At 62.6% G+C, this 13,230-nt stretch carries 13 protein-coding genes; 7 read left to right on the top strand and 6 right to left on the bottom strand.

The window, feature by feature from the left end; genetic code table 11:
* Window positions 1-42 precede the first annotated feature (42 nt).
* The gene (gene gloA / locus PPA02S_RS07425) at window positions 43-570 is read right to left on the bottom strand and encodes a lactoylglutathione lyase (protein WP_028634409.1); all 528 of its coding nucleotides are present in this window, start codon (window positions 568-570) and stop codon (window positions 43-45) included.
* A 308-nt stretch (window positions 571-878) separates the two neighbouring features.
* On the opposite strand from gloA, the gene cobF reads away from it, so the two are divergent.
* Window positions 879-1,643 carry a precorrin-6A synthase (deacetylating) gene (gene cobF / locus PPA02S_RS07420; protein WP_028634408.1) on the top strand — a complete coding sequence of 255 codons (765 nt, stop codon included), beginning with the start codon at window positions 879-881 and terminating at the stop codon, window positions 1,641-1,643.
* On the opposite strand, the gene PPA02S_RS07415 is transcribed toward cobF, so the two are convergent.
* Entirely contained in the window at window positions 1,640-2,005 is a 366-nt protein-coding gene (locus PPA02S_RS07415) for a response regulator (RefSeq protein ID WP_028634407.1), read from the bottom strand. The two genes, cobF and PPA02S_RS07415, sit on opposite strands and share 4 nt — an antisense overlap.
* A gap of 236 nt (window positions 2,006-2,241) precedes the next feature.
* Here PPA02S_RS07415 and PPA02S_RS07410 point away from each other — a divergent pair, with 236 nt between their 5' ends.
* From PPA02S_RS07410 to PPA02S_RS07390, 5 genes are read left to right on the top strand one after another with little or no spacing between them, the layout of a single operon-like run.
* Complete coding sequence (locus PPA02S_RS07410; protein ID WP_028634406.1) at window positions 2,242-5,706, top strand: response regulator; 3,465 nt, start codon at window positions 2,242-2,244, stop codon at window positions 5,704-5,706.
* A complete protein-coding gene (locus PPA02S_RS07405; protein WP_028634405.1) occupies window positions 5,703-6,524 on the top strand; it encodes a CheR family methyltransferase in 822 nt (273 codons plus the stop codon). Before PPA02S_RS07410 ends, PPA02S_RS07405 begins: the two co-directional genes overlap by 4 nt.
* Window positions 6,521-7,096: a chemotaxis protein CheB gene (locus PPA02S_RS07400; protein ID WP_028634404.1), complete on the top strand. Its 576-nt coding sequence runs from the start codon at window positions 6,521-6,523 to the stop codon at window positions 7,094-7,096. The genes PPA02S_RS07405 and PPA02S_RS07400 overlap by 4 nt, the downstream gene beginning before the upstream one ends.
* Window positions 7,090-8,316, top strand: a complete 1,227-nt coding sequence (locus PPA02S_RS07395) for a hybrid sensor histidine kinase/response regulator (RefSeq protein ID WP_028634403.1) — start codon at window positions 7,090-7,092, stop codon at window positions 8,314-8,316. Before PPA02S_RS07400 ends, PPA02S_RS07395 begins: the two co-directional genes overlap by 7 nt.
* A gap of 44 nt (window positions 8,317-8,360) precedes the next feature.
* On the top strand, window positions 8,361-8,738 hold the full coding sequence (locus PPA02S_RS07390) for a response regulator (protein WP_028634402.1): 378 nt from the start codon (window positions 8,361-8,363) through the stop codon (window positions 8,736-8,738).
* Between the two features lie 36 nt (window positions 8,739-8,774).
* On the opposite strand, the gene PPA02S_RS07385 is transcribed toward PPA02S_RS07390, so the two are convergent.
* The 3 genes from PPA02S_RS07385 to PPA02S_RS07375 are packed head-to-tail and all read right to left on the bottom strand — an operon-like array spanning window position 8,775 to window position 11,414.
* Window positions 8,775-9,356, bottom strand: a complete 582-nt coding sequence (locus tag PPA02S_RS07385; protein ID WP_028634401.1) for a TetR/AcrR family transcriptional regulator — start codon at window positions 9,354-9,356, stop codon at window positions 8,775-8,777.
* A gap of 11 nt (window positions 9,357-9,367) precedes the next feature.
* A complete protein-coding gene (locus PPA02S_RS07380) occupies window positions 9,368-10,216 on the bottom strand; it encodes a 3-hydroxybutyryl-CoA dehydrogenase (protein ID WP_028634400.1) in 849 nt (282 codons plus the stop codon).
* A gap of 13 nt (window positions 10,217-10,229) precedes the next feature.
* The gene (locus tag PPA02S_RS07375; protein WP_028634399.1) at window positions 10,230-11,414 is read right to left on the bottom strand and encodes an acetyl-CoA C-acyltransferase family protein; all 1,185 of its coding nucleotides are present in this window, start codon (window positions 11,412-11,414) and stop codon (window positions 10,230-10,232) included.
* Window positions 11,415-11,582: 168 nt separating this feature from the next.
* Between PPA02S_RS07375 and PPA02S_RS07370 the strand changes: the two genes are divergently transcribed.
* Entirely contained in the window at window positions 11,583-12,593 is a 1,011-nt protein-coding gene (locus PPA02S_RS07370; RefSeq protein ID WP_028634398.1) for an AraC family transcriptional regulator, read from the top strand.
* Window positions 12,594-12,609: 16 nt separating this feature from the next.
* Here the strand turns inward: PPA02S_RS07370 and PPA02S_RS07365 are convergent, their stop codons facing one another.
* Window positions 12,610-13,047 (bottom strand): carboxymuconolactone decarboxylase family protein, encoded by a 438-nt coding sequence (locus PPA02S_RS07365; protein WP_028634397.1) that lies wholly within the window; start codon window positions 13,045-13,047, stop codon window positions 12,610-12,612.
* Window positions 13,048-13,230: the final 183 nt, after the last annotated feature.

Below are 13,230 nucleotides of genomic sequence, written 5' to 3'. Positions count from 1 at the left end.
CTGCCTGGGAAATTCGGCCCGACGAGCGAGCCTGGCAGGGCCTCAGCCCTTGAGGTCGGTGGGCTGGATCACTTCAACCCAGTAGCCATCAGGGTCCTTGATGAAGGCCAGGTGGTTCATGCGGCCATCCTGCAGGCGCTTCTGGAACGGTACGCCCAGGGCTTCGAAGCGTGCGCAGGCGACACGGACATCCGGTACCGAGACACAGATATGACCGAAACCACGTGGGTCGGTGTTGCCATCGTGATAGGCAAAGCCGGCATCGCTTTCAGTGCCGTGGTTGTGAGTGAGCTCGAGTACACCCGGGATCGATTTCATCCACTGGTGGCGTGCGTGGTCATCCTCGGGAATGTGCTGTGGATCGACCAGGGCGAGGAAATACAGGCTGAATTCGGCCTCGGGGAAATCGCGCTTGTCCACCAGGCGGAAGCCCAGTACACGGGTGTAGAAGTCCAGCGATTTCTGGATGTCCTTGACCCGCAGCATGGTGTGGTTGAACACGAACTGGGCGGTGGCAGTATCGGGTTGGGCGGTCACGCCCGGCAGGGTTTGCAGATCGTGCAGGCTCATGTGTACTCCTGAGACGGGCCGGGAGTGGTACCCCGGCAAAACGGACAGGCTGCCCATGATACGGCAGTGAATCGATTGCGCAAATAAAACGCCCTGCACAGGGCAGGGCGTTGGAATTAGAGGCCCGCGTGTGCGGGCGCTTGATGGGGTCGCTAATCCTTTAGCTGTGTTGATGATGCCCCCGGCGGTGTGAAAAATGTGTGAAGCAGGTGTTCATGTTTCATCATCATTTGTCAAAACCACCTGCGCATCGCACGCTATGCTCGCGCCTACGAATCCGCGAATCAAACACTCTGGAAGGCACACGTGTGAAAGAAGTCTTGCTCATCGGCATCGGCCCGGGCGACCCCGCCCAGGTCACCTACCAGGCAGTCACCGCCCTGCGCCGCGCCAGCGTGTTCTTCATCATGGACAAGGGCCCTGACAAGCAAGACCTGTTGCATCTGCGCAAACGTATCCTCGAACGCTACCGCCCGGAGGGCGGCTACCGCCTGGTACAAATGCCCGACCCTACACGGGAAGGCAACCCAGCCGACTACGTGGGGGCCGTGCGTGATTGGCACCGCGAGCGCGCCACCGTCTATGCCACGTTGATCGAGCAACACATCGCTGCGGGCGAGTGCGGCGCCTTCCTGTTATGGGGCGAGCCAACCCTGTACGACAGCACGCTGCGTATTTTAACGCGGGTGCGCGAGCAGGGCGTGGAGCTGCGGGTGCACGTCATCCCTGGTATCAGCAGCGTGCAAGTGCTGGCAGCCCGTCATCAGATAACCCTCAACCGCATTGGCGAGCCTCTGCTAATACTGCCCGGGCGGCAATTGGAGGGGGTCGATCGAATTGACAACGTGGTAGTCATGCTCGACGGCCAGTGCGCATTCGCCACCCTGAATGACCCGGCCCTTACGATCTACTGGGGCGCTTACCTGGGCACCGAGGACGAATTGCTGGTCGCCGGCCCTCTGGAGGCCGTCAAAGCGCGCATCCTTGAACTGCGGGCCGGCGCGCGGCTTCGCAAAGGCTGGATCATGGACACGTACCTGTTGCGACGCGAAACAGCGGGCGAAACCTGTTAACCCTCGTCCCCTGCACCTGGGCCCACGATCGCGGCCACCTTGTCCCGGAGCTGATCGATGCTGAACGGCTTGCTGATCCGGTGCATGCCCTCGGGCAGATCGAAGCTGTCGGCATAGCCACTGGCGAACATGATGTTGAGCACCGGGCGCAAGCTCCGCGCACGGGCCGCCAACTCTTCACCCCGAATGTCTGGCAAACCCACATCGGTTATCATCAGGTCCAGGTGCTGGTTAGCGTCCTCGAGTACTCGCAGGGCAGACGTTGCGTCTTCTGCTTCGATGATCTCGTAGCCGAGTTCTTCGAGCACATCGACCATCAGCATGCGTACGATGTCGTCGTCTTCGACTACCAGAAGGGGCATGGTTGGGATCCTGTCATTAATAGTGTCTCTAGTCTGTACGCTGAAAGGCCCCAGAAGTTCCCGAGGATACCTTTCTCATCAATTAGATGGAACGATTGGCGCAGGCATCTTTCAAATACTGGCTAAATGCCCCGCCCTGACCGACCAGGCAGGATTTGCTTCACGCACGCGGTGGCTCACAATAACGAATAATCGGCCATGGCCTACATGGACGTTAATTGCTCGGGCGTTATCACATGATTCAAGCAGCCTCGATGGACCAACGCAGCTTTCGCAGGCTGCTGAGCCGCAATATTGGCCTGCCACTGGGCCTGGGCCTGCTGGGCGCCGTGGCGTTCGTTGCCGTGATCAACTATTTGCTCTCGGCCATGCAGTGGGTGGAGCACACCGACCGGGTGATCAGCGACGCCAACGAGACACTGAAACTGTCCATCGACATGGAAACCGGCATGCGCGGGTTTCTGATCAGTGGTGATGAGCGTTTCCTGGACCCGTACGAAGTGGCCAAGCCGCGTATCTTCAACAGCCTGCAGGGTCTGCGCGGGTTGGTGGAAGACAACCCGCTTCAAGTCGCCCGGATTGATCGGCTGATCGCACTGCAGCGGGCCTGGAACGATTTTGGCGCTGAAATGATCAGCCTGCGGCGCGGCGAGGGTGACTACCGCGATATGATCGGCAAAGGCCGCGGCAAGCGCCTGACCGATGAAATCCGCCGGGAGTTCGAGGACTTGATCGGTGCAGAACAGCAACTGCGCCTGACGCGTAACGAGTCGGTCAGCACCATTACCGTTACCTCCATTGCCGCCTTCATTATCTTGCTTGTCGGGCTCAGCGCGCTGCTCGCCTACCTCGGCCGCCGCGACCTGATTGCGCTGTCCAGCAATTACGACCAGAACCTGCGGGCGCAGCAGCGCGCCGCTGAACGGCTGGAACATCAGGCGTGGCTGCGCAATGGCCAGACGCAACTGGCTCAGCAGGTGCTTGGGCAGCTGACATTGCCCATGCTGGGTGACAACATCCTGCGCTTTTTCGCCTCCTATCTGGGCAGCGTGGTAGGCGCGGTTTATGTGCGCGACGAGCACGGCCACCTGGTGCGGGTAGCCAGCTATGGCCTGGGTGCCGAAGAGCAGGCGCGTGAGCAGCGCCTGGGCGACCATCACGGGTTGCTGGCGCAGGCGGTGCGCGAAGAGCGCATCATCCGCCTGGACGATCTGCCCCAGGATTACTACCGGCTCGCTTCCGGGTTGGGCAGTGGCCTGCCGCGCAGTGGCCTGATCGTGCCTGCGACCGAGGACGGCCTGGTCAACGGGGTCATCGAGCTAGGGTTGTTGCGACCGCTCCAGGACCGTGATGCCGAGATGCTCGAGCGCGTGGCTGGCAACCTGGGCATGTCCATCGAAACCGCCCGCTACCGCCAGCGCCTGCAGGAAGTACTGGCCGAAACCCAACAGCTCAACGAAGAACTGCAAGTGCAGCAGGAAGAGCTGAAAACGGCTAACGAAGAACTCGAAGAACAGTCGCGCGTGCTCAAGGAATCCCAGGCCTACCTGGAAACCCAGCAAGCGGAACTTGAGCAGACCAACGAGCAGTTGTCCGATCGCACCGACGCCCTGGACCTCAAGAACGAGGAACTCAGCCGTGCCCAGGCCGAGTTGCAGGCCCGCGCCGACGAGTTGCAGCGCTCGAGCAAATACAAGTCCGAGTTCCTGGCCAACATGTCCCACGAACTGCGTACCCCGCTCAACAGTTCGCTGATTCTGGCCAAACTGCTGGCAGAGAACGGTGAAGGCAACCTTAGCCAGGAGCAGGTCAAGTTCGCCGAGTCCATCTATTCGGCGGGCAATGACCTGCTCAACCTGATCAACGACATTCTCGACATCGCCAAGGTCGAGGCCGGCAAGCTCGAAGTGCGTCCTGAAACCACCCACGTCGAGCGCCTGGTCGAAGGCCTGCGCGACATGTTCAGGCCGCTGGCCGGTCAGAAAGGCCTGGCCTTCGAGGTCACCGCCGACGCCCAGGTCCCGGCCACCCTGTTCACGGACCGCCAGCGCCTGGAGCAGATCCTGAAGAACCTGCTGTCCAACGCCATCAAGTTCACCGAGCGCGGGCAGGTCAGCCTGAACATCGGCCACGCGCCTGGTACGGGCATCACGTTCACCGTGCGCGATACCGGTATTGGCATCGCCGGCGACCAGCAGCAGGCGATTTTCGGCGCATTCCACCAGGTGGATGGCACCAGCAACCGCCGCTACGGCGGCACGGGCCTCGGGCTGTCGATTTCCCGTGACCTTGCCCGCCTGCTGGGTGGGCAGATTACCGTCGAAAGCACGCCCGGCAAGGGCAGTGTGTTCAGCCTGACGCTGCCGGAGCACCATGATGGCGTTGAGCAGCAGTTCCAGCCCCTGAGCCTGCGCCCGGCAGCAGAGCCAGTACCCCTGGCACCCGTGCCATCCGCCCTCGCGCCCAAGGCGCCGCCGCTGGCCTTCACCGATGACCGCGAGCGTGCGCCGTTCGCAAACCGCTGCATCCTGGTGATCGAAGATGAGCCGAATTTCGCGCGCATCCTATTCGACCTGGCTCATGAACTGGGCTACAGCTGCCTGGTGGCCCATGGCGCCGACGAAGGCTTCGAGCTGGCCGCACGGTTCATCCCCGACGCCATCCTGCTGGACATGCGCCTGCCGGACCACTCTGGGCTCACGGTGCTGCAGCGCCTCAAGGAGCAGGCCAATACCCGGCACATCCCGGTACACATCATTTCGGTGGAGGACCGTGTAGAGGCGGCCATGCACATGGGCGCGGTGGGCTATGCGGTCAAACCCACCAGCCGTGAGGAACTCAAGGAAGTGTTCGCCCGGCTGGAGGCCAAGCTCACCCAGAAACTCAAGCACATCCTGCTGGTGGAAGACGACGACCTGCAGCGCGAGAGCATCGCGCGCCTGATTGGCGACGACGATGTCGAGATCACTGCAGTGGGCATGGCGCAGGAGGCGTTGGCACTGCTGCGCGAGAACATCTACGACTGCATGATCATCGACCTCAAGCTGCCCGACATGTTGGGCAACGAACTGCTCAAGCGCATGACGGCAGAAGACATCCGCTCGTTCCCGCCGGTCATCGTCTACACCGGCCGCAACCTCACCCGCGAGGAAGAGGCCGACCTGCTCAAGTACTCGCGCTCGATCATCATCAAGGGCGCACGCTCGCCGGAGCGTTTGCTCGACGAGGTGACACTGTTCCTGCACAAGGTCGAATCGCAGCTCTCCCATGAGCGCCAGCGCATGCTCAAGACCGCGCGCAGCCGCGACAAGGTGTTCGAAGGCCGCAAGATCCTGCTGGTGGACGACGATGTGCGCAACATCTTCGCCCTGACCAGCGCCCTGGAGCACAAGGGTGCCATCGTCGAGATTGGCCGCAACGGGCGTGAAGCCATCGAGCGCCTGGAGCAGCATGAAGACATCGACCTGGTGCTGATGGATGTGATGATGCCGGAAATGGATGGCTTCGAGGCCACCCGGTTGATCCGCCAGCAACCGCGCTGGCGCAAGCTGCCGATCATCGCCGTGACCGCCAAGGCCATGAAGGATGACCAGCACCGCTGCCTGCAGGCAGGTGCCAACGACTACCTGGCCAAACCCATCGACCTGGACCGCCTGTTCTCGTTGATCCGCGTATGGCTACCGCAACTGGAGCGAATTTGAGTAGCGAACGTAACACCGACATTGAAATCCGTTTGCTGATCGAGGCGATCTACCTCAAGTACAGCTACGATTTTCGCAATTATTCCGGTGCTTCGATCAAGCGCAGGATCCTGCATGCCTTGCGCCAGTTCGACTGCCATACCGTCTCGGCCCTGCAGGAGCGTGTGCTGCACGACCCGAGCATGTTCATGCAGTTGCTGCAGTACCTGACGATCCCGGTCAGCGAGATGTTCCGAGACCCCGGCCACTTCCTGGCCTTGCGCCAGGAGGTGGTGCCGTTGCTGCACACCTGGCCCTCGATCAAGGTGTGGATCGCAGGCTGCAGCACAGGTGAAGAGGTGTATTCAATGGCCATCCTGCTGCGCGAGGAGGGCCTGCTGGAGCGCACCATCATCTATGCCACCGACATCAACCCTCATTCGCTGGAAAAAGCCAAGCAAGGCATCTATTCCATGCAGAGCATGCGTGAATATGCCGAGAACTACCGGCTGGCGGGTGGGCGCCGGGACTTCGCCGAGTACTACACGGCAGCCTACGGCAACGCGATCATGGACAGCACCTTGCGCGAGCAGGTGACCTTTGCCGATCACAGCCTGGCCACCGACAGTGTGTTTTCCGAAACCCAGCTGGTCTCTTGCCGCAATGTGCTGATCTATTTCGACAAGGCATTGCAGGACCGCGCCCTGGGCCTATTTCATGAATCGTTGTGCCACCGCGGCTTTCTGGTGCTGGGCAGCAAGGAGTCGATCGACTTTTCTGCCTACGGCCAGCGCTTCGAGCCCTGGGTTCGGCCCGAGCGGATTTACCGCAAGCTATGAAGGGTATCCGTGCTGTGGTAATTGGCGCCTCGGCAGGCGGCGTGACAGCGCTGTTCAAGGTGCTGGGCGGGCTGCCGGCCGACATGGCAGTGTCGGTCCTGTGCCTGCTGCACTTGCCGCACAACCGCGAAAGCCACCTGGCCGATGTGTTACAACGCCGTCTTGGCCGGCCGGTGTGCGAAGCGCGTGACAAGCAGCCTGTGCAGCCGGGGGCGATCTACGTGGCCGGCCCTGGCTACCACCTGTCGGTAGAGCGTGACCTGACCCTGTCGCTGAGCCAGGAGCCCCCGCGGCATTTTTCCAGGCCTTCCATCGACTACCTTTTCATGTCGGCAGCGGACGCCTATGGCGAAAGCCTGCTGGGTATACTGCTCACCGGTGCCAATGAAGACGGCGCCGAAGGGCTGGCCTACATCAAGAACAGCGGCGGCCGGACCATCGTCCAGGACCCCCGCGACGCACAGGTTGCGCTGATGCCGGAGGCCGCCCTGGCCCTGCACAGGCCTGACCATATTCTTCCTCTGAGCGGCATCGAGCAGTTGCTCGCAACCCTGGAACCCAGCGCATGCTAAGCCACACCATCGCCAAATTGCTGATCGTCGATGATTTGCCGGAGAACCTGCTGGCACTCGACGCCCTGATCCAGGGCGAGGACCGTGAGGTGCACCAGGCACAGTCCGCCGAAGCCGCATTGTCGCTGTTGCTCGAGCACGAGTTCGCCCTGGCGATCCTGGATGTGCAGATGCCCGGCATGAATGGGTTCGAGCTGGCCGAACTGATGCGTGGTACAGAGAAAACCCGCAACATTCCGATCGTGTTCGTGACCGCAGCCGGGCGCGAGATGGACTATGCCTTCAAGGGCTATGAAAGCGGGGCAGTGGATTTTCTCTACAAGCCGCTGGATACCTTCGCGGTGAAGAGCAAGGTCTCGGTGTTCGTCGACCTTTACCGCCAGCGCAAGGTGCTGGACCGGCAGTTGCAGGCGCTGGAGCGCAGCCGTCAGGAGCAGGAACAGCTGCTCGGCCAGTTGCAGGCTGCGCGTGTGGAGCTTGAGCGTGCCGTGCGCATGCGTGACGACTTCATGTCGATCGTGTCCCACGAAGTACGCACCCCGCTCAATGGCCTGATTCTGGAAACTCAACTGCGCAAGCTGCACCTGGCGCGCGGCAACCTCGATGCCTTCAGCCGCGACAAGCTCCAGGCCATGGTCGAGCGCGATGAACGGCAGATCAACAGCCTGATCCGCCTGATTGAAGACATGCTCGACGTTTCGCGCATCCGCACCGGCAAACTGTCCCTGCGCCCGAAGGCATTCGACCTGTGCCAGCTGGTGCGTGGCCTGGCGGAAAACTTCGCTGCCCAGGCCGCTGCGCTGGACACGCGTATCGAGTTGCAGTGCCCAGCGCATATGCACGGTGAGTGGGATGAATTTCGGATTGAACAAGTACTGGCCAACCTGTTGTCCAATGCTTTGCGTTATGGCGAACGCAAACCTGTACAGGTTCGGGTGTTTCAGGAGGACGACATGGCGTGCGTCCAGGTGCAGGACCACGGCATCGGTATTGGTGCCGCCAACCAGCGGCGCATCTTCCAGCAGTTCGAGCGGGTGGCGACGCAGCAGGCCACAGGCGGGCTGGGGTTGGGGTTGTACATTTCCGACCAGATCGTACAGGCCCATGGCGGGCGTATAGTGGTGGAAAGCGAGGAGGGCGAAGGTGCCACCTTCACCCTGCAATTACCGCTCGGTGAGCGAGAACAACAAAACGATCAGGTGCGGGCAACCTCTGCTTGAGCCTGGGGTCTGATGGCCAACTGCAAGAATTTCAAGGTTTCGATATGAGTGAAGATGCGCAAGATGTGGTGCTGGTGGTGGAAGATGAGCCGGCAATCCGCATGATTCTGCGGGACTACCTGGCCGGTGAGGGCTACCACGTGCTGGTGGCGGAAGACGGCGAGCAGGCGTTCGCCATTTTGGCGAGCAAGCCGCACCTCGACTTGATGGTGACCGACTTCCGCTTGCCTGGTGGCATTTCCGGTGTAGACATCGCCGAGCCCGCTGTAAAGTTGCGCCCAGACCTGAAGGTGATCTTCATCAGTGGCTACCCGGCGGAAATCCTTGAGTCTGGCAGCCCTATCGCGCGCAAGGCGCCGATTTTGGCCAAGCCATTCGACCTGAACACATTGCGCGATCAGATCCAGAACCAGCTGTGCTGATGCAGGGCGGGTGTAACGTTGCCAACCGTGGGGCGCCTAAGCCAAGGCCCGCTCCAGCCCGCCCAGCACAATGCGTTCCATGAGGGCCAAGCCCTCGCGCTCGGGCAATGCCTGGAGCATGCCTGGCAACTGATTCAGCAACGTTGCCAGCACCTGCGCGGTGGCCAGCAGCGCCTGCTTGTGCAGCCTGGCCTGCGGTGCAATCAACCGCAACAATTCCGCCTGATAACGTGAGCGCAGCGCCGCCAGCTGCCCCTGCTGTGCCTCGTTCAGGCAGCACAGGTCACGCTCTGCCAGGCGGAACTGCAAGGGCCGCTCGGCATGCAATTGCCAGTGCGCCGCAACCAGGCAGCTCAGCGCCGATGCCCCGCGTGCCATCGCCTGTCGGGTCTGGCCGAGGGTGGCATGCAGCTCTTCGTACAGTTCCTCGATCAGGTCGAACAGCAGGTCCTGCTTGCTGGGGAAGTGGTGGTACAACGAGCCGGCGCTCAGCCCGATGTGGGCGGCCAGTTCGCGCATGCTGACCTGGCCGAAGCCTTTTTCTGCGAACAGCGCCATGGCCCGGTCACGTCGCTCTTCAAAATTGGCACAGCGCAGCGCGGCATCGAGTGGGGGCATGGCGCATCGCCTCAGTAGGTGAAGAAGCCGCGGCCGCTCTTGCGCCCGAGCCAGCCCGCCGCAACCATTTCCCTTAGCAGCGGGGCAGGTCGGTACTTGCTGTCGTTGAAGCCCTCGTGGAAGGCCTCCATGATCGCCAGCAAGGTGTCCAGGCCGATCAGGTCAGCGAGTGCCAACGGGCCGATGGGTTGATTACAGCCCAGGCACATGCCCGTATCGATGTCTTCAGCACTGGCCAGGCCTTCCTGGCGCACGAAGATGGCTTCGTTGATCATCGGTACCAGAATACGGTTGACCACGAAGCCTGGGCGATTACCGGCACTGATCGGGCGCTTGCCGAGCTTTTCGGTCAACAGCAGCGCCTGGGCGTAGGTGCCGTCGCTGGTCTGCAACCCGCGGATGATCTCGACCAGCGCCATCATGGGCACGGGGTTGAAGAAGTGCACCCCGATAAAGCGCTCCGGGTGCTCGATACTGGCGGCCAGCTGCGTCACTGAAAGCGACGAGGTGTTGGTGGCGATCACGCAGTCAGTGGCAACGTTGGCCGCCACTTGCTGGAGGATGCGCTGCTTGAGCTGCAGGTTTTCGGTGGCAGCCTCGATGACCAGCTGCGCAGTGCCAAGCCCGGCATAGTCGGTGGTGGTGCGGATACGGGCGCTGGCGGCGGCTGCCTGCTCGGCGGTCAGCGTGCCTTTGCTCACCTGGCGCTGCATGTTCTTGTTCAAGGTGGCGACACCGCGCTCCAGCGCCGCGTCAGCAACATCCACCAGCACAACCGGGTAACCCGCTATGGCGCAGACCTGGGCGATCCCGTTGCCCATGGTGCCGGCGCCGATCACGGCGATGTGTTCGATGTTCATGGGGCAGCCCTGTTCAGACGCGTTCGAAGACGACGGCAATGCCTTGGCCGCCGCCGATGCACATGGTGGCCAGGGCGTAACGCCCCTGGATGCGTTGCAGTTCGTGGATGGCCTTGGTGGCGATGATTGCCCCGGTCGCGCCCACGGGGTGGCCCAGGGAAATACCCGAGCCATTGGGGTTGACCTTGTCCGGGTCCAGGCCCAGCTCACGGGCTACGGCGCAGGCCTGGGCAGCAAAGGCCTCGTTGGACTCGATCACATCCAGGTCTTGCACTTTGAGCCCCGTGCGCGCCAGCACATTGCGGGTGGCCGGGATCGGCCCCAGCCCCATCAGCGCCGGCTCTACACCCGCGTGGGCATAGCCCACCACACGCGCCAGCGGCATAAGGCCCAGGCGCTTGACCGCATCGCCACTGGCCAGTACCAGGCCGGCAGCGCCATCGTTGATGCCGCTGGCGTTGCCCGCAGTGACCGAACCGTCTGGCTTGAACACGGGTTTCATCCCCGCCAGTTGTTCAGCTGTGACATCCCCGCGTACGTGCTCATCAACGCTGAACTGCACCGTGCCTTTACGCGTTTTCAGCTCCAGCGGCACGATCTGGCCTGCAAAACGGCCCTCGGCGATGGCGCGGGCTGCGCGCTGCTGGCTGACCAGGGCGAGTTCATCTTGCATCTGCCGGGTGATGCCGCACTGGGTGGCGACGTTCTCGGCGGTAATACCCATGTGAAAGTGCTGGAACGGGTCCTGCAGTACCCCGACGGTGTAGTCGATGCCTTTCAGGTCCCCCATGCGCGCGCCCCAACGGGCCTGTGGCAACAGGTAGGGGCCGCGGCTCATGGACTCGGCGCCAGCGGCCACGGCCACCTCGGCATCGCCCAACAGCAGGCACTGGGCTGCCGAAACAATGGCCTGCAGGCCCGAACCACACAGGCGGTTGACGTTGAACGCTGGGGTTTCCTTCGGCAAGCCGGCGTTGATGGCCGCCACCCGCGCCAGGTAGGCATCGCGCGGTTCGGTGGGGATGACCGTACCCATCACCAGATGGCCAATGTGTTCGGCTGCCACACCTGAACGCTCGATGGCGGCCCGGGTAACCGTGCTGGCGAGGTCGGCCAACGGCAAGTCTTTCAGTGCGCCGCCAAAGCCACCGATGGCGGAACGGACGGCACTGACCACGTAGATTTCTTTGCTGCTCATGGGCGCTCCAGAAGCTAAAGCATGGCGGGACCGGCCCAGCCTCTGCGAGAATGGCCGGTGACCCGGGAGTGGGTCCGAGTCTAGGCAAAGGCACCGCTGCAGCCTATGCCGGAACTGTTCAGAACCCTTGGCGTTTTTTGCCACTCAGCATAGACAGCGAACACCACCATGCGCGATAGCGATTCGGTCGCCGTGTACTTCCTCAGCCCCATGCTGCACGCACTGCGCACCGACCCCACCGTGCGTGACTCATACCTGCGGGCGGCGGGCATCGACCCGCACGTGCTGCAGCAGCCGCAGGGGCGTGTGCCGGCCAAGGCAGTTGCCAGGCTGTGGCTGGCCCTGATCCAGCACCTGGACGACGAGTTCTTCTGCCTGGACAGCCATGGCATGCCGTTGGGCAGCTTTGCCCTGATCTGCCGGGGCTTGATCCTGGAGCCCAACCTGGAAAAAGCCCTGCGCCAGTGCCTGGCAGGGTTCGGCCTGTTCCTGCGTGACCTGCGCGGCAGCCTGAGCGTGCGCGGTGGCAGGGCGCTGCTGAGCGTGCAATCGAGCATCCCGGACCCTCTGACCCGTGTTTATGCCGAAGAAACCTACCTAGTACTGATGATTGGCATGCTTTGCTGGCTGGCCGGGCGGCGCATTGCCATTGATCGCACCGAACTGGCCGTCGGGCGCCCGGCTCAGGAGGACGACCTGCTGTTGTGGGGGCCGGACCTGCGGCTGGGCAGCGGGCGCACCGAAGTGGAGTTCGACAGTGGGTACCTGCAGTTGCCCGTGGTGCAGAACGTGGCTGCCCTTAAAACCTTTTTGCGCAGCGCACCTCAGGGCCTGGTGATCCGCTTTCGCAACCATGATGGCCTGGTCGCCAAGGTTTACCGCCATCTGCGTGCCCGGCGCCATGGGCAGTGGCCGACCCTGGCGGTGCTGGCGCAAGAGCAAGGCATCAGCGCCAGCACGTTCCGCCGTCAGTTGGAGCGTGAGGGCCGTTCGTACCAGCAGATCAAGGACGAAGTGCGCCGCGCCAGGGCCTTTGAGCATTTGCGCGAGGGCGTGCTGAGCATCGCCGAGATTGCCGAACAGGCCGGCTTCCAGGAGCCCAGCGCGTTCCACCGCGCTTTCAAGAAGTGGACTGGGCAGAGCCCGGGCAGCTACCGGGCGCTGCTGGCCCAGCACTGAAGCACTGGGTGGGCGGTCAGGCGGGTACCATCGCAAAGCCTACGCCAAACCTGTTCCAGGCATTGATGGTGGCAATGGCCAAGGTCAGGTTGACCACTTCGCCAGGCTCGAAATGGTCGTGCAGGGCTTCGTATTCGGCCTGGGGCGCACCGCGCTCCGGGAGCCGCGTCAGGCTCTCCACCCAGGCCAGGGCGGCCCGCTCACGCGGCGTGAAGTAGGCGGTTTCCTGCCACACGCACAAGGTTTGCAGGCGCGCTTCGGTTTCGCCCGCCTGGCGCGCGTCGTTGGCATGCAGGTTGACGCAGTAGGCGCAGCCATTGATCTGCGAGGCGCGCAGGCGGACCAGTTCCAGCAGGTCGCTTTCCAGGCCACTACTGGCCAGGGCCTGCTCCAGGCCGAGCATGGCTTTACGGGCTTCGGGCGCGTGCCTGGCCCATTCGATTCGGTTGTGCACGGTAGGCCTCCTGAGGCTGTGGAAGGGGCCTACACTAACGCCCCTCTACACGGCCCACGATAGCCAATCCCGACAATAACCCAGAGGCCAATTCACCACCGCTCTGTAGCAAAAAGCCATCCTGTGGGAGCGGGTTTACCCGCGAAGCAAGCACCGCGGTGTGTGGCACCGGCTTTGCCGGTG

This window comes from Pseudomonas parafulva NBRC 16636 = DSM 17004 (genome assembly GCF_000730645.1).
GTDB lineage: Bacteria > Pseudomonadota > Gammaproteobacteria > Pseudomonadales > Pseudomonadaceae > Aquipseudomonas > Aquipseudomonas parafulva.
The sequence above is the reverse complement of the archived record's forward strand: the minus strand, read 5'-3'. Positions and strand labels throughout refer to the sequence as shown.